We start from the raw sequence: 22,493 nt of genomic DNA, 5'->3' as shown, positions 1-22,493 counted from the left end.
CATGGCCAAGCGCCCCGACCCCGCAGCCGACGACCGGCGCCGTCAGGCCCGCGCCGCCCAGCAGGCGGCCCTGGCCCGCGCCAAGCGCCGCCGTACGCTCACCCAGCTCGCCATCGTGGGGGGCGTCGCCGTCGTCGTGATCGCCATCGTCGCGACCGCCGTCGTCCTCGGCACCCGCGGCCGGAGCACGACCGTCGCGGGCGGCAGCCCGGTCGCCACCGGCACCACCGATCTCGGCGGGACCTCGGTCCCGTTCGCCATCGGTGGCGACGGCGGCACCGCGAACGGCGTCCGCGTCGGCAGCACCGACGCCAAGGTCTCGATGGACCTCTGGGTCGACTACTCCTGCCCGCACTGCCAGGAGTTCGAGGCCACGAACAACGCCACGATCTCCAGCCTCGTGGCGTCCGGCAAGCTCGCCGTGACCTACCACAACATCCAGATCGTGACCGACTACGGCACCGAGGCCGGCAGCGCGTCCGCCTGCATGGCCGTCCACGACCCGAGCGCGTGGCCGGCGTACAACGCGGCGCTCTACGTCAACCACTCGCAGAGCACGGACGGTTGGGGTGCGAGCGACTTCGCCCGGTTCGCCGCCGCGAACGGGGGCGGGGACGCGACCCAGAGGTGCACGACGGACGGCACCTACCGCGACTGGATCACGGCGAACACCGCGGCCTCGGTGAAGGCCGACGTCTCGGGCACCCCGACCATGTTCATCGACGGGGCGAAGACCGACACGCTGTCCGGCCAGGCCCTGGTGGACCGCGTCGACTCGCTCGCCAGTGCCTGAGCCTTCCGCCACGCTGAGCGACGAGCTCGCCGACGACCCCGCCGACCTCGACACCCCGGGGTCGGCGGGGCGGGGCGTCGGCCTGCTCATGGTCGTGGCCGGCGTGCTGGGGCTGGTGGCGGCGATGATCCTGACCATCGACCGCTTCCGGCTGCTCGAGGACCCCTCGACCCAGCTCGCCTGCAACCTCAGCCCGTTCATCGCCTGCGGCCCGGTCATGAAGTCGGCCGCCGGGGCGCTCTTCGGCTTCCCCAACCCGCTGCTCGGCATCATCGGCTTCTCCGTCGTGCTGACGACGGGCGTCGTCCGGTCGGCCGGCGTCGCGCTCCCCCGCTGGTACCACCGGGGCCTCCAGGTCGGCGTGCTGCTCGCGGCGGTCTTCATCACCTGGCTGCAGACGCAGAGCCTGTACGTCATCGGCGCGCTCTGCCTCTGGTGCATGCTCGTCTGGTCGGTGACCATCCCGCTCGTCGTGGTCGTCACGCTCGAGAACGCGGCGACCGGCCGGCTCGGTACCGGGCTCCAGCGCCTCGGCACCCGGCTGCGACCGTTCGCGGTCACGATCACGGGCGTCTGGTACCTCGTCGTGATCGCCGCCATCGGCCTGCGCTTCTACCGCGAGTTCGCCCTGTACTGGTTCGGCGTCGCGCTCTGACCGAGCCCTGACGCAGCGATGAGGATCCGACACCGACTTCGGTGTCGGATCCTCGTCGTTGACGGACCAGGACCGCGAAAAACCCGTTGCCGCGCCCGTACGCGGCGTCCTAGTGTCCGCAGTGGCGTCGAGGAACGACGCCGCCCCAGCCCGAGGAGGTGACCCCGGATGCCGATCATGAAGCAGCGCGTCGCACGCGCCGATCACGCGTCCTGGTCGTTCCTCGGCTCCCGCCGAGACTGACGGCCGGAACGCCTGCGGCCTGAGCCGCGGCCACCTGCGACCCCTCGAGGTCGCCCCTCACCTCCTGACCCGCCCAGCCCTGCCTGGTCACGGGTCGTCCCCGCGCGCCTCGGCGCGCCACCGCGCAAGGACCACCGACATGACCCAGCACGTCCCGCTCGGGAGCCTCGGCAGCCCCGGGCTGTCCCTCCCCTACGACCAGCTCGGCTCCCGGAGCCGACCGGACCTGCCCTGGCCGGAAGAACCACCGGACCGTCACGCACCACGGCCCCGCCGCGGCCTCCTGCGCCGGGTCGCCCGGCTGCAGGCGGTCACCGGGACCCGCTGACCCGGCACACCTTCCTCCCGGCGGCACCCCCTGCTCGTGTCGGCACACCCTGCAGGGTGTGCCGACCGGGCCAGGGTGTGCCGGCCCGTACAAGGTGTGCCGACCTGAGCACACGAGCCCACGGGCACGCGCCTCAGCGCTTGCGCGCCGCCCCGAAGAGACCGCGGACGATCTCCCGCCCCGCGGAACGGGCGAACTGACGGAACACGGTCGAGCCCGCGATCTGCTCGACCATGCCCTTCTGCTGCCGGCTCGAGGCGCGCGGCTGGCTGGCCCGCGGCTGCTGCCGCTCGGCGGCGGCCTGGTCCTTCGTCGCCTGGCGCGCAGCCTCCTCCCGCTGCTTCGCCTGCTCGGCCCGCTCCTGCTCCTGCTGCGCGGCCGCCGCCCCGGCCTCGAGCTTGCGGGAGAGCATCTCTTGCGCCGAGTCGCGGTCAATGGCCTGCCCGTACTTCCCCATCAGGGCCGACTGCGCGACGCCCGGCCGCAGCACGTCCTCAGGCGTCGGCGCCATCAGCGACTGCGGCGCGATCATCCGCGTCCAGGCCACCGGCGTCGGCGCGCCGTCGGGGTCCATCACCGTGACGACGGCCTCGCCGATGCCCAGCTGCTGCAGGACCTCGGCCAGGTCGTACGCCGACTTCGGGAACGTGGCCACCGTCTGCTTGAGCGCCTTCGCGTCGTTCGGCGTGTGCGCCCGCAGCTGGTGCTGCACGCGGGAGCCGAGCTGGGCCAGCACGTCGTCGGGGACGTCCTTCGGCGTCTGCGTGACGAAGAAGATGCCGACGCCCTTCGAGCGGATCAGCCGGACGGTCTGGGCGATCGCGGTGAGGAACGCCTTGGACGCGTCGGCGAAGAGCAGGTGGGCCTCGTCGAAGAAGAAGACGAGCTTGGGCTTCTCGACGTCACCGACCTCGGGCAGGTCGTGGAACAGGTCGGCCAGCAGCCACATCAGGAAGGTGGAGAAGATCGCCGGCCGGTCCTGCAGGTTGGGCAGCTCGAGCAGGGACACGACGCCGCGCCCGTCGGCGGTGACGCGCAGCAGGTCGGCGGTGTCGAACTCGGGCTCGCCGAAGAACGCGTCGGCGCCCTGGTCGGAGAACGTGATGAGCGAGCGGAGGATGACGCCCACCGTCGCGGCGCTGAGCCCGCCGATGCTCTTGAGCTCGCCCTTGCCCTCGTCGCTCGTCAGGTGGGTGAGGACGGCGCGCAGGTCCTTCAGGTCGAGCAGCGGGAGGCCGGCGGTGTCGGCGTAGTGGAAGACGAGCCCGAGCGAGGACTCCTGGACGTCGTTCAGCCCCAGGACCTTGGACAGCAGCGTCGGGCCGAACGAGCTCATGGTGGCGCGCAGCGGCACGCCGATGCCCTGGCCGCCGAGGGAGAAGAACTCGGTGGGGCACGCCTGCGGGTGCCAGTCCTGCCCGAGCTTGGCGGTGCGCGCCAGCAGCTTGTCGCTCGGCTGCCCGGGCGAGGCGATGCCGGACAGGTCGCCCTTGATGTCGGCGGCGAAGACCGGCACGCCGGCGGCGGAGATCTGCTCGGCCATGAGCTGCAGCGTCTTGGTCTTGCCCGTGCCGGTGGCGCCCGCGACGAGGCCGTGCCGGTTGAGCATGCTCAGGGGGATGCGGACCTGCGCGTCGGGCTTCGCGGTGCCGTCCTCCATGAGGACGCCCAGCTGGATCGACGGCTCGTCGAACGTGTAGCCCTGGGCGATGACCCGGCCGGCGTCGGAGAGCGGGGCGGCCGGCGGAGCGGGCGGGGCCGCCGCCGGAGCGGGGATCGGATCGGCGGCAGGTGCGGAGGCGGCGGGCGGCACGTAGCCGGGACCAGAGGTCATGGTCGAATCGTAACGATGGCCTCCGGGGAGTCCGAAGGATCGTTGACTAGGCTGACCGGGTGATTTTCAAGCGCGTCGGGGACGTACGGCCCTACCCCGACCACAGCTACGTCCAGAAGCAGTGGGCGGCCATCGCGCCGCACCAGGTGCGGCTGGACCAGCTGGTCACCACCAAGCGCACGCTCGACCTCGAGGCGCTCCTCGAGGAGGACTCCACCTTCTACGGCGACCTCTTCGCCCACGTCGTGGCCTGGCGCGGCGAGTACTACCTCGAGGACGGCCTGCACCGCGCGCTGCGCGCCGCGCTGCAGCAGCGCCAGACGATGCACGCCCGCGTGCTGGAGCTCCGATGACGTCGGAGCGGCCCCGTACGGGTCGCCCGGCCCGCGACGCGGGTTAGGCTTCCCGCGCATGCAGGGGGGTCATCGGCCGCCCCGACACGGTGCACCGGGGCATCGTCGTCGAGACACGGCAAGGAGCGGGCTGCGTTGATCGGACGGATCTTCCGGGTCGTCCGGACGCCCATCACGCTGATCGTCCTGCTCGCGGCGCTCGTCTGGGCCGCGCACTGGGGCTACACCAACGTGATCGCGCCCGTGCCCCCGCCGCCGCCGACGCCGTGCGTCGAGCAGTCCCTGCCCAAGCGCCAGCTGGCCACGTCGCAGGTCTACGTCAAGGTCTTCAACGGCGGGAACAGCCGCGGCCTCGCGGCCAACGTCGGCCGGGCGCTGCGCACCTCGGGCTTCAAGGTCACCGCCGCCACGAACACGATCGAGAAGATCGACCAGACGGTCATCGTCGGCGCCGGCGAGCGCGACCCCGAGGTCCTGCTGGCCAAGAGCTTCTTCAAGAACGCGACCGTCCGCGCCGACGGCCGGCCCGACCACTCGGTCGACATCCTGGTCGGCAACAAGTACGCCGGCTACAACAAGGGCGCCAAGAAGACGATCGCCGTCGAGTCGGACACGCTCTGCCTCCCGTCCGTCGAGACGGCCTCGGCCTCGCCGACCCCCGCCTGACCACCCGCCCGGACACGCCGGCGAAGGGGTCGACCCGTCAGGTCGACGGCTGCCGGCGCCAGCGGGCGAGGCGGCCGGCCCGGGCCAGCTCGTGCAGGCGGTCCTCCGCCAGCTGACGCGTGCTGGTCGGCGACACGATGAGCAGCTCGTCGCCGATCTTGATGCGCTCCCCGGCCGCCGGGTTGAAGGGCTTGGCGGCGCGGATGATCAACGACACCACCGTGTTCGGCGGCAGGCGCAGCTCGCCCACCTCGATGCCCGCCAGGCGGGAGCCGGCGGGGACGCGGACCTGCAGCAGGTCCGCGGCGATCTGGTCGAGCGGCGCCGCCTCGACCTCGACGTCGCGGGCGACCGCGTCGTCGACGAGCCCGAGCCGGCGAGCGAGGAAGGGCAGCGTCGGTGCCTGGAGGCAGGTGAAGACGACGACGAAGACCAGGACCACGTCGAAGAAGAACAGCCCGTTCTCGATCCCGTCGGCCAGCGGGACCGTGGCGAGCACGATGGGGACCGCCCCGCGCAGCCCCGCCCAGGACAGGAACGCCTGCTCCCGCAGGCGGATCTTGAACCACCGCAGGCAGATCCACACCGACAGCGGCCTGGCGACGAAGGTGAGGAACAGCCCGGCCGCCCCGCCGACCAGCGCGGCCTGGAGCGTGACCCGGCTGGGCGTGGCCAGCAGCCCGAGCATGACGAAGAGCCCGATCTGCGCGATCCAGCCGATCCCCTCGACGAACGACCGCGTCGCCGCCCGGTGCGGCAGCTGGGCGTTCCCGAGCAGCACCGCGCAGACGTAGACCGCGGCGAACCCGCTGGCGTGCGCGGCGGAGGTCACCCCGTACGCGAGCACGGCCCAGCCCAGCGTCGTCAAGGGGTAGAGGCCGGAGGACGGCAGCGCCACACGGCGCAGGAACTGCACGCCGATCCAGCCCATGACCGCCCCGATGACCAGGCCGCCGACGAGCTCGAGGACGGCCAGCACGGCGATCGTCGCCGGCCCGCCCTCGGCCGCGTGCCCGGCGGCGAGGCCGCTGGCCAGGGTCACGAGCAGCACCGTCGGTGCGTCGTTGAGGCCGGACTCCGCCTCGAGCATCCCGCGCAGCCGGTGGGGGACCGGGACGTGGCGCAGGACCGAGAACACGGCGGCCGCGTCGGTCGGCGACACCACCGCCCCCAGCAGCACCGCCACCCACAGGTCGAGGCCGAGGACGTAGTAGCCGAACGCGGTCATCAGGGCCACGCTGACGACGATCCCGAGCGTGGCGAGCACGAGGGCCGGACCGATCACCGGCCTGATCTCGGACCACTTCGTGGTCAGCCCGCCCTCGGCCAGGATCAGCACCAGGGCCGCGAAGCCGATCGCGTGCGCCAGGTCCGCGTCGTCGAACGCGATGCCCCCGACGCCGTCCGTGCCGAGCAGCATGCCCAGACCGAGGAACAGCAGCAGCGAGGGGAGCCCGAAGCCGGAGCCCAGCCGGGCCGCCAGGATGGCGATGATCAGCACGACGGCACCCACCAGGAGGATGACGTCGAGATCGATCATGGGCCCCATCCTCCCGGACCCGGGCTACGGGCAGGAAACGAACGAGACCGGGTGGGCACCCGCGGGCCCCGCGGGACGTGTCCGACACGGCACCGGGACCCGCCGGAGCAATGCCGCCCCGGGCGCCTCCGCGGCTCTACCGTGCGGTCATGTCCGTGCTGCGTACGGTGCCGCGGCCGTACCCCTCGCTCGCCTTCCGCCGGTTGCGTGCCCTGACGATCCTGCTGGTGCTCGTGGCGCTGGTGAACCTCGTCGTGCACGCGCTCGACCGCCCCACGACCGCCCCCGTCTCCTCGCCCCCGGCGGCCGCTGCGCCCGCCGCCGAGGTCCCGCCGCCACCCCCCGCCATCGTGGTCGCGAACGCCGTGGACGACTGGCACGCGCAGGAGTCCGGGCACCTGGCCGTCGTCGTCGCCGACCTGCAGACCGGACGCACGACGTCGTACGGGGACGTCGACCACGCGTTCGCCACGGCGAGCGTGGTGAAGGTCGACATCCTCGCCACGCTGCTGCTGCAGGAGCAGGGCAAGCTCAGCAGCGCGCAGAAGGAAGTAGCCGGGCGGATGATCCGGCAGAGCAGCAACGGCGCCGCCAGCACGCTGTGGAAGCAGATCGACCGGGAGAAGGGCCTGGCGGCGGCGAACGCGACGTTCGGGCTGACCGGCACGAAGGGCGGCACCAAGGGGCGCTGGGGGGCGACGACCACGACGGCCGCCGACCAGCTGCGGCTGCTCCAGGTCGTCTTCACCGAGGACTCGCCCCTGACCCCCGACGCCCGGGCGTACCTGCAGTCGCTGATGGGCGGTGTGGCGAGCGACCAGGACTGGGGCGTCACGGCCGCCGACTCGCGCGGCGACACCCACGCGTACGTGAAGAACGGCTGGCTCCCCCGCACCGGCGGCTGGGTCGTCACCAGCGTCGGCCGGGTCGAGCACGAGGGTCACCCCTTGCTCGTCGCGGCCCTCTCCGACGGCGGGGCGACGCAGAAGAAGGGCGTCTCGGTCGTCGAGCTCGTGTCGAAGAACGCGGCGAAGGACGTCACGGGCGCCTGACGCGACCCGGACCGGAGACGCCGCAGCGCCGGCCACCCGAGGGGGACCGGCGCTGCTCGTCGAACCTGCCGACGCTGGCGGTGGCGGAGAGATTTGAACTCTCGGAAGTTTTCACTTCACGCGCTTTCGAGGCGCGCTCTTTAGGCCGCTCAGACACGCCACCGCGGAAGAGAGTACCGGGCGCGTCCGGCCGGCGCTAATCCTGGACCGAGCCGCGGTGCCCGGCGAAGAAGTCGAGGAGCACAGCCGCGCACTCGCCCTCGAGCACGCCGCCGCGCACGTCGACCCGGTGGTTGAGCCGCGGGTCGCGCAGGACGTCGAAGAGCGAGGCGACGGCCCCGGCCTTGGGGTCGTACGCGCCGAAGACGAGACGCTCCACCCGGGCCAGGACCAGGGCGCCGGCGCACATCGTGCACGGCTCCAGCGTGACCACCAGCGTGTGGCCGTCGAGGCGCCAGGTGCCCGCCTCGGCCGCGGCCCGGCGCAGGGCAAGTACCTCGGCGTGCGCGGTGGGGTCGCCGGTCGCCTCCCGCTCGTTGCCGGCGAAAGCGACGACGGCGCCCACCGGGTCGAGGACCACGGCCCCGACCGGGACGTCACCAGCCCCGCGGACGCGGTCCGCCTCGGCCAGGGCGAGCCGCATGGCGGCGTCCCAGCGACCCACGGTCAGTCCTGGAACGCGGCCTCGGTGGCCTGCGAGAAGTCCGGGTTGATGTTGATCCGGTCGGCGATCGCGCCGAGCATCTGGTCGCTGCTCAGGTCGAGGTTGTCGACGATCGTGCCGAGCTCGAACTCGCTCAGGCCCAGGTCGGCCAGCATGTCGAGGTCGCCGACCAGCTCGCCGTCCTCGTCGTCCTCGGGCTCGTCGACGTCCTCGCCGAGGAAGTCGAGCACGTCGTGCGCGATCGGCCAGTCACCGGCCGCCGCCGAGTCCGACAGCAGGGCCTGGACGTGCTGCCCGCGGACACGGACGACCACGAACACCTCTTCGACCAGGCTGACGAAGCCGAGCGCGCCGTTGTCGCCGGGCAGGCGGCGCAGCTGCTCGATGAGGGCGTCGAGGTCGTTCGCGAGCTGCAGGTCGAGCGCCTGGACGTGGACCTGCCCGTCCTCGCGGTAGGCGGCCAGGACGTAGTCGATCTCGTCCTCGGTCGCGTCCTCGAGGTCGTCGTCGGCGTCGGAGTCGTCGGGGTCGTCCTCGTGCACGGGCGCGACGACCACCTCCGGCTTGTCCGCCTCGTCGAACGACACGTACTCCTCGCCGTCGAACTGTGGCATGACCCGCCCTCCCCGACATCTCGGACCGGGTGCCGGTCCGGTGCCACATGGTGTCAGACGGAACCCAATCGCGTCTGTCCACTAGCGTGGCGACCGTGGAGATCACGGTCATCGACCATCCGCTCGTCGCGCACAAGCTCACCGTGCTCCGCGACGTCGAGACCGACTCGCCGACGTTCCGGCGGCTGACCGAGGAGCTCGTCACCCTGCTGGCGTACGAGGCCACGCGCGAGGTGCGCGTCAACCCGGTCTCCGTCACCACCCCGGTCGCGCCGGCGCAGGGCGTCCGCCTCGCCGCGCCGAAGCCGCTGGTCGTCCCGATCCTGCGCGCCGGGCTGGGGATGCTGGAGGGGATGGTCCGGCTGGTCCCGACCGCCGAGGTCGGCTTCGTCGGCATGGTCCGGAACGAGGAGACCCTCGAGCCGTCGACGTACGCCGAGCGGCTCCCCGACGACCTGCACGGACGCCAGTGCTACGTCCTCGACCCCATGCTGGCGACCGGCGGCACGCTGGCCGCGGCAGTGAGGTTCCTGGTGAACCGCGGCGCCGACCACATCACCTGCATCTGCCTGCTGGCCGCACCCGAGGGCATCGAACGCCTCACCTCGCTGCTCGACGACCTCAAGGTCCCCTGCACGCTCGTCCTGGCCGGCGTCGACGACCGGCTGAACGAGAAGGGCTACATCGTCCCCGGCCTCGGCGACGCCGGCGACCGCCTGTACGGGGTGGTCTAGGCGTGTAGCACGGTTCTTGCCCGGCGCTGAACCGCAGCCATCAGCGGAGGTCGACTGCCTCCTCGCCGTCAGGGGCTGTGCCTTCGCTCATTGACGCGAACTCAGGATTGAGTTTCAGTTCGTCGTCGAAGTCACCGTTGAGGTTCTTGATCAGCGTGTCAGTCAAGCGGTTACCCATCGGCCTGAAGGTGGCGTACGTCAACCCGCCGGAGATGACTCCTCCAACGACGGGTACGGCCTTTGTGATGGTCTTCTCGACCGTCTTCTTCGTGATCTTCAACCCGACGGCAGCGCCGACCTTCTTGACCAGGGGGTACCACGCTGTCTTCATCAGCGCCTGCGCGGCGACCTTCTTGCCTACGTTTGCGCCGACAGTCTTCGAGGTGCTCGAGAGCAACGCCCCCGCACCTGCGGCTCCAAACATCGCTCCGAGATAAGCGATCACCCGCATCTGTGCCGCCTCAGGAAACTCGCCGCTGCCGCCGTCGAACAGATCGTCCTCACCGAACAGGTACGCGAGCTTCTGCGCGAGGTTGATGGCGAAGCCGAAGTACTGCGCCACGTCTGCACCTCCAGCAGCGATCATCACGGCCGGGTTGCCGGGCAGGCCAGATGCGAAAGACACCAAGGATGTCTTTGCAGCGCTGTTCTTGGTGATCGAGCTCGCCTTGTGACGCAGCGACTCAAGGGTGTACACCGTCTGCGGCCCACTCCGGAGGATCACGTCCAGGTGCTCTGAGCCTGCAAACTGCTGACGGAGGAAGTCCTCGCGGTCAACCCGGACCACCGGCAGCTTCGCTACTGCACCCACCGTCTGGAGCGTGGTCGACAAGAGCTTGTCCTGAGACGTTTCCGGCATGGGGCGAAACAATAGCTGGACACAAGACTCTCTGGTTTGAGTTCGTCAGAAGATGACGTCGTGCACGCGCTGGAGCTGTACCCAGCGCGTCTTCACCACTGATGAATCGCGGTTCAGGTCGCTGGGCCGTACACCCACAGCGACGGGCAAGCGGTCCGCCTCCACCAGCGGCCCGAGGTCGAGCCCGGTGAGCGTGGCGATGTCGACGACTGGCACCTGGTAGGTCAGGTAGGCCCCGAGCGGCGGCGCGGACGCCCTCGCCTCTCCGGTCAGGTCGATCCGATCGAGCTGCTCGGACTGATCGAGGACGTAGCCCGTCGCCGCCAGCGCGGGCGAGACCTCGTCACCGTCGTTCCAGGCGGCGATCTTCCAGAACCGGCGCGGGATCCGGGTCCCGCGGTAGAGCGGGTCGTCGTCGCCGAAGACCGGCGCGGTCAGCACCGTCAGCCGTTGCGCGTACGTCCGCGCGTGCTCGAGCACGTAGTCCTCGAGGCCCGCCCAGAGCAGCTCGCCCTGGTTGAACAGCGCGGCCTGCGGGGCCGCGTTGACGTAGGAGAACGTGTCGAGGTTCGCCTGCTCGGCGACCGCCCGCTCGCCCCACACCGGATCGCGCCGGCGCACCAGGTGGCCGCGGTCGAGGTCGTTGCGGGCGTACACCTCGGGCCCGGTCTGCGCCTCGGCGGGGACACGGGGGTCGAGCTGCCAGTCATCGCCGCGGTCGATCTCGAGCAACCGGGCGCCGTCGAGGTTGACCGCGGTCGCGATCGCCAGCCGCCGCTCGGGAGCCAGCACCACCGTGAAGTGGGTGAACGGGAGCATGACGATCGTGACGTCGGCCGGTACGCCGGGCATCGGGACGGGCGTGGCGAGGAACCACGGGTCGTACGCGTCAGGCACCGCAGGAGGCTGGGTCATCTCGTCCCTCAGTAGTAGTAGGGGAACGGCGACCAGTCGGGCGCGCGCTTCTCGAGGAACGCGTCCCGGCCTTCGACGGCCTCGTCGGTCATGTACGCGAGCCGCGTCGCCTCGCCGGCGAACAGCTGCTGCCCGACCAGGCCGTCGTCGATCGCGTTGAACGCGTACTTGAGCATCCGCTGCGCCGTCGGGCTCTTGCGGCAGACCTTCTCGGCCCACTCCAGCCCGACGCGCTCGAGGTCGGCGTGCGGGACGACCGCGTTGACCATGCCCATCCGGTGGGCGGCCTCGGCGTCGTACGTGTCGCCGAGGAAGAAGATCTCGCGGGCGAACTTCTGCCCGACCTGACGGGCGAGGTACGCCGAGCCGAAGCCCCCGTCGAACGACCCGACGTCGGCGTCCGTCTGCTTGAACCGCGCGTGCTCCGCGCTGGCCAGCGTCAGGTCGCAGACGACGTGCAGGCTGTGCCCACCCCCGGCCGCCCAGCCGCCCACCAGGGCGATGACGACCTTGGGCATGAACCGCACCAGCCGCTGGACCTCGAGGATGTGCAGCCGGCCCTGCTTGGCCGGGTCGACGGACGCGGGCGCCTCGTCGTCGGCGTACGTGTAGCCGGAACGTCCCCGGATCCGCTGGTCCCCGCCGCTGCAGAACGCCCAGCCGCCGTCCTTGGGCGACGGCCCGTTCCCGGTGAGCAGGACGCAGCCGACGTCGGAGGACGTGCGCGCGTGGTCGAGCACCGCCACCAGCTCGTCGACGGTGTGCGGGCGGAACGCGTTGCGCACCTCGGGCCGGTCGAACGCGACCCGCACCACCGGGGACCGCCGCGAGCGGTGGTAGGTGACGTCGGTCAGCGCGAAGCCGGCGACCGGCTCCCACAGCTCCGGGTCGAAGGGCTGGTCCATCCGGTCACCGTAGTGCGCGCTGCTCCGCCGCCACCTCGCCGATCGCCTGGTCGAGCATGTCCAGCCCCAGCGCGATCTCGGCCTCCGTGCTGGTCAGCGTCGGTGCGATGCGGAAGATGCCGCCCACCCCGGGCAGCTGCACGATGTTCATGTGCAGCCCGAGCTCGAGGCAGCGCCGGGTGACCGCCGCCCCCAGCACGTCGGTGTCGGTGGACTCGGACTCGAGCTCGACGCCCTGCAGCAGCCCGCGCCCCCGGACGTCGCCCACGACCGCGTGCCGCTCCTGGATCTCCAGGAGCCCGGCCCGCAGCTGCCGGCCGAGGACCCCCGCCCGGACGTCGAGACGCTCGCGCTCGAGCACGTCGAGCACGGTGCAGCCGACGGCCGCGACCAGCGGGTCGGACACGTGCGTGGTGAAGAACAGGAAGCCGCGCTCGTACGCGGTCTGCTCGATCTCCGCCGAGGTGATCACGGCGGCCAGCGGCAGGCCGGCGCCGAGGGTCTTCGAGAGGGTCAGGATGTCGGGGACCACGCCGTCGCGCTCGAACGCGTACCACTGGCCCGTCCGGCAGAGGCCGGTCTGCGCCTCGTCGAGGATCAGGAGCATCCCCCGCTCCTCGCACTTCGTCTTGAGCGCGGCGAGGTAGCCGAGCGGCAGCTCGATGACGCCGCCCGAGCTGAGGATCGGCTCGACGATGCAGGCGGCCAGCGCGCCGGTGGACTGGGCGTCGACGAGGTCGAACGCCGAGTCGAGCTGGCGGCGCCAGTCGAGGCGCCCGTCGGCGTCGACGACGTCCGGGCGGTGCTCGAACGGCACGGGGATGGCGAAGTTTCCGGGAGCGGCAGGCCCGTAGCCGCGTCGTCCGGCGCTGTACGTCGCGCCGACCGCGGCCTGCGTCATCCCGTGCCAGGAGCGCGCGAACGAGACGATCTCGTGCCCACCCGTCACGAGCTTGGCCAGGCGGATGGCGGCCTCGTTGGACTCCGCGCCCGTGGAGAGCAGCAGGACCTTCTCCAGCGGCGCCGGCAGCGAGTCGGCCAGCCGCCGTGAGAGGTCGACGACCGGCCGCGAGAGCATCCCGCTGTAGAGGTGGTCGAGCCGTCCGACCTGGCGCCGCACGGTGGCCACGATCTCCGGGTGCGCGTGCCCGAGGATCGCGCTCATCTGCCCGGACGTGAAGTCCAGGATCTTCCGGCCGCTCTCGGTGAAGACGAAGCTGCCCTCGGCGCGGTCGACGATCTCCGGTACGAACGGGCTGCCGTAGCGCAGGACGTGCGCGTCGGCGTCGGCCCAGAAGGCTCGCGCGTCGGTGGGGCGGCTCGGGGCCTCCGGCGGGGTCAGCAGATCGGTCACGCGACGAACGGTAGGCATCACGAGGTGTACGCGTCGAGGTCGACTTCCCCACCACGCTGTGCGGGTTCTTCGAACAGTACGCTGCCGCCGTGGCCCTGAACCTGTGGCGGCTCCGGCTGCTCGACGTGTTCGAGCGGGTCGGAACCGTGCGCGGGGTCGCGGCCGAGCTGCTGCTCAGTCCGTCGACGGTCTCCCAGCAGCTCGCCCTCCTCGAGGCCGAGACCGGGGCGCAGGTCTTCGAGCGCGCGGGACGCTCTCTGCGCCTGACCCCGACCGGCCGGCTGCTCGTCGAGCGGGCCCGCGAGGTGCGCGACCGGCTGGACTCCATCGAGGCCGAGCTCCTGGACGTCACCCGGGGCGTGACGGGTCGCCTGACGTTGGGCGGGTTCGCCAGCTCGGTCGAGCCGGTCCTCATCGAGACGGTCCGCCGGCTGCAGCGCACCCACCCGGGGCTCGTCGTCGAGATCCGGGAGATCGAGCCCCACGAGAGCACGACGGCGCTGCACCAGGGCGTCTGCGACGTCCTCGTCACCGTCGACGAGCACGACGGCTCGCTCCTCACCCCCACCGTCGCCGTCGTCCCGCTCGCGAGCGACCCGCTGCTGGTCGTCGTCCCCGAGCACCACCGCGTCGCCAACCTTGACGTCGTCCCCCTCGCGGAGCTGGCCGCGGACCGGTGGGCGCTCGACCTGGAGGGGACCTACCTCGGTGAGCTGGTCCCGCGGCAGTGCCGCCTCGAGGGCTTCGAGCCCATGGTCGCCGGCCGCTTCTCCAGCTACGGCGTCCTCCTGGCCCACGTGGCCGCCGGGCTCTCGGTCGCCGTCCTCCCGGAGCTCGCGACGACCTCGCGCCCGGGGATCGCGCTGCGGCCCACCGTGGGGCTGGCCGACCGCAGGATCGTCGCCGTCGTACGCCGGGCGAACACGCGCCGCCCCGCCGTCGTGACCATGATCGAGACGCTCCGACAGGTTGCTGCGCACCCGGCCGGCACGCGGCCCCAGCAGGGGTCATGATGCTGTCGTGACGACGATCACCCGCGACCCCTGGGCAGACGCAGGGGCAGTCGCGACCCAGACGGTGCTGGACGACGAGCTCGCGGCCGTTCGCCGCAGGGTGGGGCTGCGCCACGCCCTCGTCACCGCCCTCGAGCTCGGGGCCGTGGTCGCGGCCTCGGCCCTGGTGAACCACCTCGTCGATCCTCGGTCCGACCCGCTGTGGACGGTGCCGCGCCAGACGATGCACGCGGCCTCCGGCCTCGAGGGAGTGGGGTTCGTGCTCGTCTTCGTCGGCCTCGCACGAAGGGGAGGCGCGGGCCGACGCTTCATCGACGCCACCAACTTCCTCCCCAGGTCCGAGCGCAGGTGGCTCCGGACCCAGATCACCGAGCAGCGACCCGTCCCGGAGGAACGGCGGGTGGTGGTCGCCGACACCGCGCGCCGCATGGTGGCGGAGGGCAGGTTCACGCCCGGCTACCTCGGCTGGTTACTGATCTCGGTCGGCACGATCATCGATGGCCCGGCCCCCGCCTCGCTCGTCCTGTTCTCGGCGCTCGCCCTCGTCGTGTCGGTCCACGGCGTACGCGAGCTGGTCTGCGGGCGCCGGGCCCGGCGCTGGCTCCGCCAGCACGGCTGACGGTCGTGGGCACGACCACCCGCGATCCTTGGGCCGACGCCCACCGGATCGCGGCCAAGGATGAGCTGGACCCCGAGCTCGCCGCCGTCCGGCGCCGGCTGCGGGTCCGCCGTGCCCTGGGACTCGCGCTCGGCCTCGCCGTGCTGCTGGGGGTCGTCTGGACGGTCGACTTCATCCTCGATCCGGACGGAGACGAGGTGTGGGACCTCCGGCTCCGGACGCTCTACGCCACCTTCGGCCTCATGGGTCTCGGTCTCGTCCTCATGATCATCGGCGCCGTCCGGACGTCTGGTGCCGCCCGGCCGTTCGTCGCCTCGGACGCCTTCCTGTCCCGGGGCGACCGCACCTGGCTCCGCCGGCAGGTCACCGAAGGCCGGTCCGTGCTCGAGGATCGTCGTGCGGTCGTCACGGACGCCGCCCAGGCGATGGTGGTGGAGGGCCGCTACGTCCCGACCTACCTCGGGCTCACGGTGCTGTACCTCGGCATGATCCTGGGCGGGATGAGGTGGGGCTCCCTCATCATGTTCTCCGCAGTCGTCGCCTGGATGCTGGTTCGTGCGGTGCGCGCGGTGGTCAGGTCCCGCCGTGCCCGCCGCTGGCTCGCGCTCAACGCCTGAGCACACCCGCGCACCCTGCACCCATCCGCACAGGCCGCGGCCTGTGCGGATGAGTCGGAGGTACGCGGTTGTACCGAATCTGCGCGGCTGTGCCCACCGTGCGCGGCTGGCACCGCAGCGTCGGGTCTAGAGCTCGACGACCTTGCTCTCGCCCACGTTCGGGCGGCCGCCGGTGACGGCGGCCTTGGCGTACTTGGCCAGGGTCACGATCATCGGGGCCTTGGAGGTCCAGTACTCGGCCGTGACGCCCTGCACCCGCAGCAGCGCGACGGCCGGGTCGTCCCGACCACCCTCGAACCACGCCTCGGCGCCGGTGCTCCACAGCTCGTCGATCTTGGCCTGGTCCTGGCTCACGCTGCCGCGGCCGCTGATCGAAAGCCAGCCGTGGCCGGCCTGGATCGCGACGTTGACCTGGTCGTTCGCGCGGACCTGGGCGGTCTTGGGCGAGGGGTCCTCGGTGAAGAACCACAGGTCGCCGTCGAACTCGCGCTGCTGCACGGCGAGCGGGCGGCTCACCAGCGACCCGTCCTCGGCCACGGTCGTGACCAAGGCGATGGACGCCTTCTCGACCAGCGCGGCGATCGTGCGCTCGTCCTCGGCGGTGGCCTGCTCCTCGTTGCTCATGCTCCGAACCTACCCAGCCGGGCGACAGGCTCGACCAGTTCCTCCGTTCCCCCAGCACGCTCTGAGCGCGACTGCTACGTTCCCTGAACGCGGGCTGAACGAGCCCCGTCCACCTGTGTCGGCCGGGGGCGGCGACTCGAGAAAGCACGCCATGTCGCACCCCGCACTGCCTGACCTGCCCGCAGCGCCGCCGCCCCTCGGACGCCGAACAGGACGACGCGTCGTCGCCCTCGTCACCGCCGCCCTGCTGATGGTGCTCGGCCTGCTGACCACCGCCGCGCCGAGCGCATCCGCCGCCGCGCCCCCGGGCCCGGTCACGGCCTGGGGCGACGGCTGCTGCGGCATCCTCGACGTCCCGGCCTCGCTCGCCACCACCGGCGCCACGGCGGTCGACGCGGGCACGTACCACGGTCTGGCACTGACGCCGGACGGGACGGTCACTGCCTGGGGCTACAACACCGAAGGTCAGGTCGACGTCCCGGACTCCCTCGCCGACAAGACGGTCACCGCGATCTCCGCCGGCGACTATTACAGCCTCGCCCTGACCTCTGACGGGAAGATCACCGCCTGGGGCTTCGATGGCTCCGACCAGACCGACATCCCGGACTCCCTCGCCGACAAGACGGTCACCGCGATCTCCGCCGGCGACTACCACAGCCTCGCCCTCACCTCCGACGGGAAGATCACCGCCTGGGGCTACAACGGCGAAGGCGAGTCCGATGTACCGGACTCCCTCGCCGACAAGACGGTCACCGCGATCGCCGCCGGCGGCTACCACAGCCTCGCCCTCACCTCCGATGGGAAGATCACCGCCTGGGGCTACAACGGCGACGGCGAGTCCGATGTACCGGCCTCGCTCGCCGACGAGACCGTCATCGCGATCGCCGCCGGCGGCTACCACAACCTCGCTCTCACCTCCGACGGGAGAATCACCGCCTGGGGCTACGACGACTACGGTCAGACCGACATCCCGGCCTCGCTCGCCGACAAGACGGTCACCGCGATCTCCGCCGGCGAGTATCACAGCCTCGCCCTGAGCTCCGACGGAAAGGTCACCGCCTGGGGCTACAACTACGACGGCCAGACCAACGTCCCGGCCTCGCTCAACGACGGCACGGTCACCGCGATCTCCGCCGGCTACCTGCTGAGCACCGCCATCACCACGGGTCCCGCACCCTTCGTGACCTCGTCCCCGGCGTCGGCCAGCGTCCGGCTCGGGGCGACGGCCACCTTCACCGCCGCGGCCACCGGCACCCCCGCGCCGACCGTCCAGTGGCAGCGCGCCGACGGCACCGGTGACTTCGTCGACATCCCCGACGCGACCAACATGACGTACGCGTCGAGCACGAAGGCTGCGGACCAGGGCGCCCGGTTCCGCGCCGTGTTCACGAACGAGACCGGCACGGCGACCAGCAACGTCGCCACCCTGACCGTGACGAACGCGCCGGTGACGGCCGACCTGACCGTGACCACGGCGTACGAGACCGAGGTCCCGATCACGCTGCCCGGCTCCGACGCCGACGGCGACGACCTGACCTACAAGACGACCAGTCCCGAGCACGGCACCCTGAAGCAGACCGGAACCAGCTCGCAGCTGACCTACACACCCGACGACGGCTACTCCGGCACCGACACGTTCACCTACACCGCCAACGACGGTACGAGCGACTCCAAGTCCGCCACGGTCACGATCAACGTGACGGCGAAGCCGAACGGCGTCCCGACCGTCAACGACCTCCAGGTCACCGCGTCGTACGAGAAGACCGTCGAAGTCCCCCTGTCCGGCTCCGACCCCGACAACGACGACCTGACCTACGCGACGACCGATCCCGAGCACGGCACCCTGAAGCAGACCGGCACCGGTCCGGAGCTGACCTACACACCCGACGACGGCTTCTCCGGCGACGACTCGTTCACCTACACCGCCAACGACGGCACCGTCGACTCCGCGCCCGCAACCGTCATCATCACCGTGGCCAAGAAGCCCAACAGCGCCCCGGTCGTCAACGACCTCGACGTCACCGCCGGGTACCAGAAGACTGTCGCTGTCACCCTGTCCGGCTCCGACGCCGACGACGATCCCCTGACCTTCACGGTGGGCGACCCGGAGCACGGCACGCTGGAGCAGACCGGCACCGGCCCGGAGTTGATCTACACGCCCGAGGACGGCTACTCCGGCCCCGACGAGTTCGTCTACACGGCCAACGACGGCACCGAGGAGTCGGAGGCCGCCACGGTCTCCATCGTCGTGACGGAGAAGCCGAATGCGGCCCCCGTGGTGACGAACGTCGCCGTGACGGCCAGGTTCGAGTCAGCGACCCCGGTCACCCTCTCCGGGACCGACCCCGACGGCGACACCCTCACCTACACCGTGGGCGACCCGGCGCACGGGACGCTGTCCGGCACGGCACCCGAGCTGACCTACACACCGGACCCCGGCTACAGCGGCGCGGACTCGTTCACCTACACGGCCAGCGACGGAGCGCTCGAGTCCCAGCCGGCCTCGGTGAGCATCACCGTGGGGGTGGACCCGAACCGGGCCCCGGTGGTCGAGGACGTCCCCGTGACGACGGCGTTCGAGACGTCCCTCCCGGTCTCCCTGGCCGGGACCGACCCCGATGGCGACCCTCTCACCTACACGACCGGAACCCCGGCCCACGGGACCCTGACCGGGACGGGCACCCAGCGCACCTACACCCCGGCCGCTGGCTACTCCGGCCCCGACTCGTTCACCTACACCGCCAACGACGGCAAGCTCGACTCGACGCCGGGGACGGTCCGCATCACCGTCGGCCACCGCCTGAACACGGCTCCGACGGTCACGAACCTCACCGTGACCGCCGGGTTCGAGTCGCCCACCCCGATCGTCCTGCGCGGGACGGACGCCGACGCCGACACGCTCACCTACACGACGACTCAGCCGAGCCACGGGACGCTGACCGGGATCGGTCTGGCCCGGACGTACGTCCCCGCCGACGGCTACACCGGGCCCGACTCGTTCACCTACACCGCCAACGACGGCACGCTCGACTCCGCCCCGGCGACCGTGAGCATCACCGTCGGTGCGCAGTCCTGCACACCGGCCGAGCCCAAGCGGGAGCTCGACGTCAACGTCGACCAGCGCGACGGAGACGGCTCGGTCCCGAGCCCGAAGTTCAGCACCAAGAAGAGCGGTGAGCTCCTGCTCGCGTTCGTCTCGGTGAACGGCTCGACCAAGGGCGGCCAGTCGGTCACCAAGGTCACCGGCGGCGGTCTCACCTGGAGCCTGGTGCAGCGCGACAGCACCGGCGCCGGCAGCAGCGAGATCTGGCAGGCGTACGCGGCCCAGAAGCTCAGCAACGTGAGGGTCACCGCGAGCCTGGCGCAGAAGGGCCACACCGTCACCATGACCGTGGCCGGGTTCAGCGGGGCCCGGTCCACGGTGGGCGCCAGCGCGCACCAGGCCGGCCTCGGCTCCGCACCCCAGGTCACCCTGACCCCGCAAGCGTCGGGCTCCGTGGTCTGGGGCGTGGGCCGGGTCATCGGGTCCCGCTACGACCCGAAGCCGGTCTCCGGGCAGAAGGTCGTCCACGACGAGACCTTCAAGTCCCCGAGCACCGGCTACTGGGTGCAGCGCACCACCGGAACCACCCGCGCGGGGACCCCGGTCACGGTCGCGGACAAGGCGACCGCCAAGGCCTGGGGCTACAGCGCCGTCGAGATCCGCGGCGTCTGCGGTTGACCGTCGGCGAGGCCGGACCGTTGGTCGGGGCTGAGCGTCCGCTCAGCCCCGGCCGGCGTACGGCATGTTCGTGGCCAGCACGGTGAGGTCGGCGACGTTGCTGCCGGGCGGCAGGTCCGCCATCAGCAGGACCGCCCGCGCGACGTCCTCGACCGGCATGGTCGGTTCCGGGCGTACGGAACCGTCCGCCTGCTCAGCCCCGCCGGCGGCTCCGGAACCCATCGCGGTCGCCGCGTTGCCGACGTCGATCTGACCGCAGGAGATCCCGTACGGGCGCCCGTCCAGCTGGACCTGCCTGGTCAGCCCGGAGACGGCGTGCTTGGTCGCGGTGTAGGCGATCGAGCGGGGGCGCGGGACGTGGGCCGAGAGGGAGCCGTTGTTGATGATCCGGCCGCCCTGCGGGTCCTGGGCGCGCATCACCCGGAACGCTTCGCGCAGGCAGAGGAACATGCCCGTCAGGTTCACGTCGACGACGCCCTGCCACTCGGCCAGCGAGACCTCGTCGATCGCCGTGGCAGGCATGCCCCGGCCGGCGTTGTTCACGAGCAGGTCCACGCGTCCGTGCCGCTCGACGGCCCCGTCGAACAGCCCGCGTACGGCGCCCTCGTCCGTCACGTCCGTGGGAGCGACGTCGAAGCCGCCCTCGCCCGTGACGCTCGTGGCCGCGACCTCGAGCAGCGGCGCCTCACGACGCCCGGCGAGCACCACCCGCCAGCCCGCATGACCCAGCGCCTCGGCGACGGCGCGACCGATGCCGCTGCCGGCCCCGGTGACGACCGCGACGCGGGTCAGTGGATCGCCCCGTGCTGCGCGGGCTCGGCGCCCTCGGCCCGCTTGGCCTGGTGCATGAACGCTGCCAGGACGATCGTGGAGATCGAGATGAGGGCACCCACGCCGAAGGCGAGCTGGATGCCGCTCAGCGAGGCGTCCACCTCGCTGACGCCGGTCGCCTGCAGCGTGGCCGAACGGCCCGCGTAGACCGCGATCAGCAGCGCCGTGCCGGCGGCGCCGGCGACCTGCTGGAGCGTGCTGAGGATGGCGCTGCCGTGCGAGTAGAGGTGCGGCGGCAGCGGGTTGAGCCCGGTGGTGAAGCCGGGCGTGAAGAGGAACGCCAGCCCGATCGACAGCAGCACGTGGATCGCGATGAGCATCCAGATCGGGGTCTCGAGGTCGATGGTGCTGAGGCGCCACATCGACACCACGAGCAGGACCGAGCCGATGAGCGTGAGGCCGCGGGGGCCGTAGCGGTCGAACAGCTTGCCGACCTGCGGGCCGAGCAGGCCCATGACGAGCCCGCCGGGCAGCAGCATCAGACCGGTCTCCAGCGCACCGATCCCGCGGACCTGCTGCAGGTAGATCGGCAGCAGGATGACCATGCCGAACAGGGCGAGCATGGCCGCGCACAGCAGCGCCACGCTGATGGTGAACGGGGCGAAGCGGAAGGCCCGCAGGTCCAGCAGCGGGTTGTCCGAGCGGTAGAGCCGGGTCTGGCGCCACGCGAACGCGGCCAGCGCCAGGGCGCCGACGCCGATGAACGCGATCGGCGGGATGCCGAACGGGCCCGTGGTCCCGATCTGGCTCAGGCCGTAGACGATGCCGCCGAAGGCGGGAACCGTCAGGACGACCGACAGCACGTCGAGCTTGGCCGCTCCGGGCGTGCCGACGTTCTTGAGCTTGCGGACCCCGAACGCGAGAGCGGCGAGCGCGATCGGCAGCACGAGGATGAACATGAAGCGCCACGGGAAGAAGTGCAGGACGATCCCGGAGACGGTCGGGCCGATGGCGGGGGCCACGGAGATGACGATGGTGACGTTCCCCATGACCACGCCGCGGCGCTCGACCGGGACCAGTGTGAGGATCGTGGTGATGAGCAGCGGCAGCATCATGGCCGTGCCGGAGGCCTGGACCACGCGGGCGGGCAGCAGCAGCCAGAAGGCCGGCGACACGGCCGCGATGAGCGTCCCGCTGCTGAACAGGATCATCGCGGTGATGAACACCTGCCGGGTGGTGAGCCGCTGCAGCAGGAAGCCCGTGGTCGGGATGACGATCGCCAGCGTCAGCAGGAAGACGGTCGAGAGCCACTGGCCCGTACGCGCGGTGACGTTCAGGTCCGTCATCAGGCTCGGCAGCGCGACGTTCATGATCGTCTCGTTGAGGATGACGACGAAGGTCGCGACCAGCAGGATCGCGATGACGGCCCGGTTGCCCGCGGCCTCGGTCTGGGCGTCGGCCCGGGTGGTGGACTGCGGCTGGGTGCTCGTGGCGGTCACGGAGATTCCGTTCCTCGTGCTCGTGCTGCGGGTGCCGGCGTCCTTGCCGTGGCGGGTCAGGTTCCAGACCCGCACAGGGTCGTGAACTCATCGCCCCGCGACGCTATTCCCCCGACCCGC

22 protein-coding genes and 1 tRNA gene are annotated in these 22,493 nt (G+C 71.5%); 11 read left to right on the top strand and 12 right to left on the bottom strand.

Annotated features, from left to right (window positions below):
- Position 1 precedes the first annotated feature (1 nt).
- The 3 genes from FHX39_RS00445 to FHX39_RS00435 all read left to right on the top strand — a co-directional run bounded on the left by FHX39_RS00445 (position 2) and on the right by FHX39_RS00435 (position 2,019).
- Positions 2-793, top strand: a complete 792-nt coding sequence (locus FHX39_RS00445; protein ID WP_183335855.1) for a DsbA family protein — start codon at positions 2-4, stop codon at positions 791-793.
- Positions 786-1,448, top strand: a complete 663-nt coding sequence (locus FHX39_RS00440) for a vitamin K epoxide reductase family protein (protein WP_198423199.1) — start codon at positions 786-788, stop codon at positions 1,446-1,448. Before FHX39_RS00445 ends, FHX39_RS00440 begins: the two co-directional genes overlap by 8 nt.
- A 382-nt stretch (positions 1,449-1,830) precedes the next feature.
- A complete protein-coding gene (locus tag FHX39_RS00435) occupies positions 1,831-2,019 on the top strand; it encodes a hypothetical protein (protein ID WP_183335853.1) in 189 nt (62 codons plus the stop codon).
- Between the two features lie 133 nt (positions 2,020-2,152).
- On the opposite strand, the gene FHX39_RS00430 is transcribed toward FHX39_RS00435, so the two are convergent.
- The gene (locus FHX39_RS00430) at positions 2,153-3,853 is read right to left on the bottom strand and encodes a helicase HerA-like domain-containing protein (RefSeq protein ID WP_183335851.1); all 1,701 of its coding nucleotides are present in this window, start codon (positions 3,851-3,853) and stop codon (positions 2,153-2,155) included.
- Between the two features lie 59 nt (positions 3,854-3,912).
- On the opposite strand from FHX39_RS00430, the gene FHX39_RS00425 reads away from it, so the two are divergent.
- Positions 3,913-4,206 (top strand): type II toxin-antitoxin system VapB family antitoxin, encoded by a 294-nt coding sequence (locus FHX39_RS00425; protein WP_183335849.1) that lies wholly within the window; start codon positions 3,913-3,915, stop codon positions 4,204-4,206.
- Positions 4,207-4,341: 135 nt separating this feature from the next.
- Entirely contained in the window at positions 4,342-4,872 is a 531-nt protein-coding gene (locus FHX39_RS00420) for a LytR C-terminal domain-containing protein (RefSeq protein WP_183335847.1), read from the top strand.
- 37 nt (positions 4,873-4,909) lie between these two features.
- Here FHX39_RS00420 and FHX39_RS00415 read toward each other — a convergent pair whose 3' ends face one another.
- Entirely contained in the window at positions 4,910-6,421 is a 1,512-nt protein-coding gene (locus FHX39_RS00415) for a potassium/proton antiporter (RefSeq protein ID WP_408631477.1), read from the bottom strand.
- A gap of 140 nt (positions 6,422-6,561) precedes the next feature.
- On the opposite strand from FHX39_RS00415, the gene FHX39_RS00410 reads away from it, so the two are divergent.
- The gene (locus FHX39_RS00410; RefSeq protein ID WP_198423198.1) at positions 6,562-7,464 is read left to right on the top strand and encodes a serine hydrolase; all 903 of its coding nucleotides are present in this window, start codon (positions 6,562-6,564) and stop codon (positions 7,462-7,464) included.
- Between the two features lie 75 nt (positions 7,465-7,539).
- Here the strand turns inward: FHX39_RS00410 and FHX39_RS00405 are convergent.
- The 3 genes from FHX39_RS00405 to FHX39_RS00395 form a co-directional block, all read right to left on the bottom strand.
- Positions 7,540-7,627: transfer RNA gene (locus FHX39_RS00405), tRNA-Ser, on the bottom strand.
- A gap of 33 nt (positions 7,628-7,660) precedes the next feature.
- Complete coding sequence (gene tadA / locus FHX39_RS00400) at positions 7,661-8,128, bottom strand: tRNA adenosine(34) deaminase TadA (protein ID WP_408631476.1); 468 nt, start codon at positions 8,126-8,128, stop codon at positions 7,661-7,663.
- 2 nt (positions 8,129-8,130) lie between these two features.
- Positions 8,131-8,742 carry a tRNA adenosine deaminase-associated protein gene (locus tag FHX39_RS00395; protein ID WP_183335843.1) on the bottom strand — a complete coding sequence of 204 codons (612 nt, stop codon included), beginning with the start codon at positions 8,740-8,742 and terminating at the stop codon, positions 8,131-8,133.
- Positions 8,743-8,837: 95 nt separating this feature from the next.
- On the opposite strand from FHX39_RS00395, the gene upp reads away from it, so the two are divergent.
- Entirely contained in the window at positions 8,838-9,476 is a 639-nt protein-coding gene (upp, locus tag FHX39_RS00390; protein WP_183335841.1) for a uracil phosphoribosyltransferase, read from the top strand.
- A gap of 40 nt (positions 9,477-9,516) precedes the next feature.
- On the opposite strand, the gene FHX39_RS00385 is transcribed toward upp, so the two are convergent.
- From FHX39_RS00385 to FHX39_RS00370, 4 genes are all read right to left on the bottom strand, one after another.
- On the bottom strand, positions 9,517-10,308 hold the full coding sequence (locus FHX39_RS00385) for a hypothetical protein (protein ID WP_198423196.1): 792 nt from the start codon (positions 10,306-10,308) through the stop codon (positions 9,517-9,519).
- A 72-nt stretch (positions 10,309-10,380) separates the two neighbouring features.
- Positions 10,381-11,232, bottom strand: coding sequence for a DNA/RNA non-specific endonuclease (locus FHX39_RS00380; protein WP_198423195.1), 852 nt, complete (start codon positions 11,230-11,232; stop codon positions 10,381-10,383).
- A gap of 26 nt (positions 11,233-11,258) precedes the next feature.
- Positions 11,259-12,155 carry a 1,4-dihydroxy-2-naphthoyl-CoA synthase gene (locus tag FHX39_RS00375; RefSeq protein WP_183335835.1) on the bottom strand — a complete coding sequence of 299 codons (897 nt, stop codon included), beginning with the start codon at positions 12,153-12,155 and terminating at the stop codon, positions 11,259-11,261.
- A 4-nt stretch (positions 12,156-12,159) separates the two neighbouring features.
- Positions 12,160-13,509 carry an aspartate aminotransferase family protein gene (locus FHX39_RS00370; RefSeq protein WP_332836586.1) on the bottom strand — a complete coding sequence of 450 codons (1,350 nt, stop codon included), beginning with the start codon at positions 13,507-13,509 and terminating at the stop codon, positions 12,160-12,162.
- 89 nt (positions 13,510-13,598) lie between these two features.
- Between FHX39_RS00370 and FHX39_RS00365 the strand changes: the two genes are divergently transcribed.
- The 3 genes from FHX39_RS00365 to FHX39_RS00355 are packed head-to-tail and all read left to right on the top strand — an operon-like array spanning position 13,599 to position 15,758.
- Positions 13,599-14,522 carry a LysR family transcriptional regulator gene (locus FHX39_RS00365; protein WP_183335831.1) on the top strand — a complete coding sequence of 308 codons (924 nt, stop codon included), beginning with the start codon at positions 13,599-13,601 and terminating at the stop codon, positions 14,520-14,522.
- Positions 14,523-14,529: 7 nt separating this feature from the next.
- A complete protein-coding gene (locus tag FHX39_RS00360; protein WP_183335829.1) occupies positions 14,530-15,141 on the top strand; it encodes a hypothetical protein in 612 nt (203 codons plus the stop codon).
- A 5-nt stretch (positions 15,142-15,146) separates the two neighbouring features.
- Entirely contained in the window at positions 15,147-15,758 is a 612-nt protein-coding gene (locus tag FHX39_RS00355) for a hypothetical protein (RefSeq protein ID WP_183335826.1), read from the top strand.
- Between the two features lie 126 nt (positions 15,759-15,884).
- Here FHX39_RS00355 and FHX39_RS00350 read toward each other — a convergent pair whose 3' ends face one another.
- On the bottom strand, positions 15,885-16,382 hold the full coding sequence (locus FHX39_RS00350; RefSeq protein ID WP_183335824.1) for a pyridoxamine 5'-phosphate oxidase family protein: 498 nt from the start codon (positions 16,380-16,382) through the stop codon (positions 15,885-15,887).
- Positions 16,383-16,533: 151 nt separating this feature from the next.
- Between FHX39_RS00350 and FHX39_RS00345 the strand changes: the two genes are divergently transcribed.
- A complete protein-coding gene (locus FHX39_RS00345; RefSeq protein ID WP_183335822.1) occupies positions 16,534-20,103 on the top strand; it encodes an Ig-like domain-containing protein in 3,570 nt (1,189 codons plus the stop codon).
- A 42-nt stretch (positions 20,104-20,145) separates the two neighbouring features.
- On the opposite strand, the gene FHX39_RS20540 is transcribed toward FHX39_RS00345, so the two are convergent.
- Both FHX39_RS20540 and FHX39_RS00340 read right to left on the bottom strand, forming a co-directional pair.
- Positions 20,146-20,895, bottom strand: coding sequence for an SDR family oxidoreductase (locus FHX39_RS20540; protein WP_198423464.1), 750 nt, complete (start codon positions 20,893-20,895; stop codon positions 20,146-20,148).
- Positions 20,892-22,373, bottom strand: coding sequence for an MDR family MFS transporter (locus FHX39_RS00340; protein ID WP_332836585.1), 1,482 nt, complete (start codon positions 22,371-22,373; stop codon positions 20,892-20,894). The genes FHX39_RS20540 and FHX39_RS00340 overlap by 4 nt, the downstream gene beginning before the upstream one ends.
- Between the last annotated feature and the right edge of the window lie 120 nt (positions 22,374-22,493).

The organism is Microlunatus antarcticus (genome assembly GCF_014193425.1).
Taxonomy (GTDB): Bacteria; Actinomycetota; Actinomycetes; order Propionibacteriales; family Propionibacteriaceae; genus Microlunatus; species Microlunatus antarcticus.
Note: the sequence above shows the minus strand (reverse complement) of the source record. Positions and strands in the feature narration are given on the sequence as shown.

Excerpts from the sequence above, each read along its gene's own strand:
- FHX39_RS00445 (WP_183335855.1), top strand. The coding sequence starts at position 2 with ATGGCCAAGCGCCCCGACCCCGCAGCCGACGACCGGCGCCGTCAGGCC.
- FHX39_RS00435 (WP_183335853.1), top strand. The coding sequence starts at position 1,831 with ATGACCCAGCACGTCCCGCTCGGGAGCCTCGGCAGCCCCGGGCTGTCC.
- FHX39_RS00430 (WP_183335851.1), bottom strand. The coding sequence starts at position 3,853 with ATGACCTCTGGTCCCGGCTACGTGCCGCCCGCCGCCTCCGCACCTGCC.
- FHX39_RS00415 (WP_408631477.1), bottom strand. The coding sequence starts at position 6,421 with ATGGGGCCCATGATCGATCTCGACGTCATCCTCCTGGTGGGTGCCGTC.
- FHX39_RS00410 (WP_198423198.1), top strand. The coding sequence starts at position 6,562 with ATGTCCGTGCTGCGTACGGTGCCGCGGCCGTACCCCTCGCTCGCCTTC.
- FHX39_RS00395 (WP_183335843.1), bottom strand. The coding sequence starts at position 8,742 with ATGCCACAGTTCGACGGCGAGGAGTACGTGTCGTTCGACGAGGCGGAC.
- FHX39_RS00375 (WP_183335835.1), bottom strand. The coding sequence starts at position 12,155 with ATGGACCAGCCCTTCGACCCGGAGCTGTGGGAGCCGGTCGCCGGCTTC.
- FHX39_RS00350 (WP_183335824.1), bottom strand. The coding sequence starts at position 16,382 with ATGAGCAACGAGGAGCAGGCCACCGCCGAGGACGAGCGCACGATCGCC.
- FHX39_RS00345 (WP_183335822.1), top strand. The coding sequence starts at position 16,534 with ATGTCGCACCCCGCACTGCCTGACCTGCCCGCAGCGCCGCCGCCCCTC.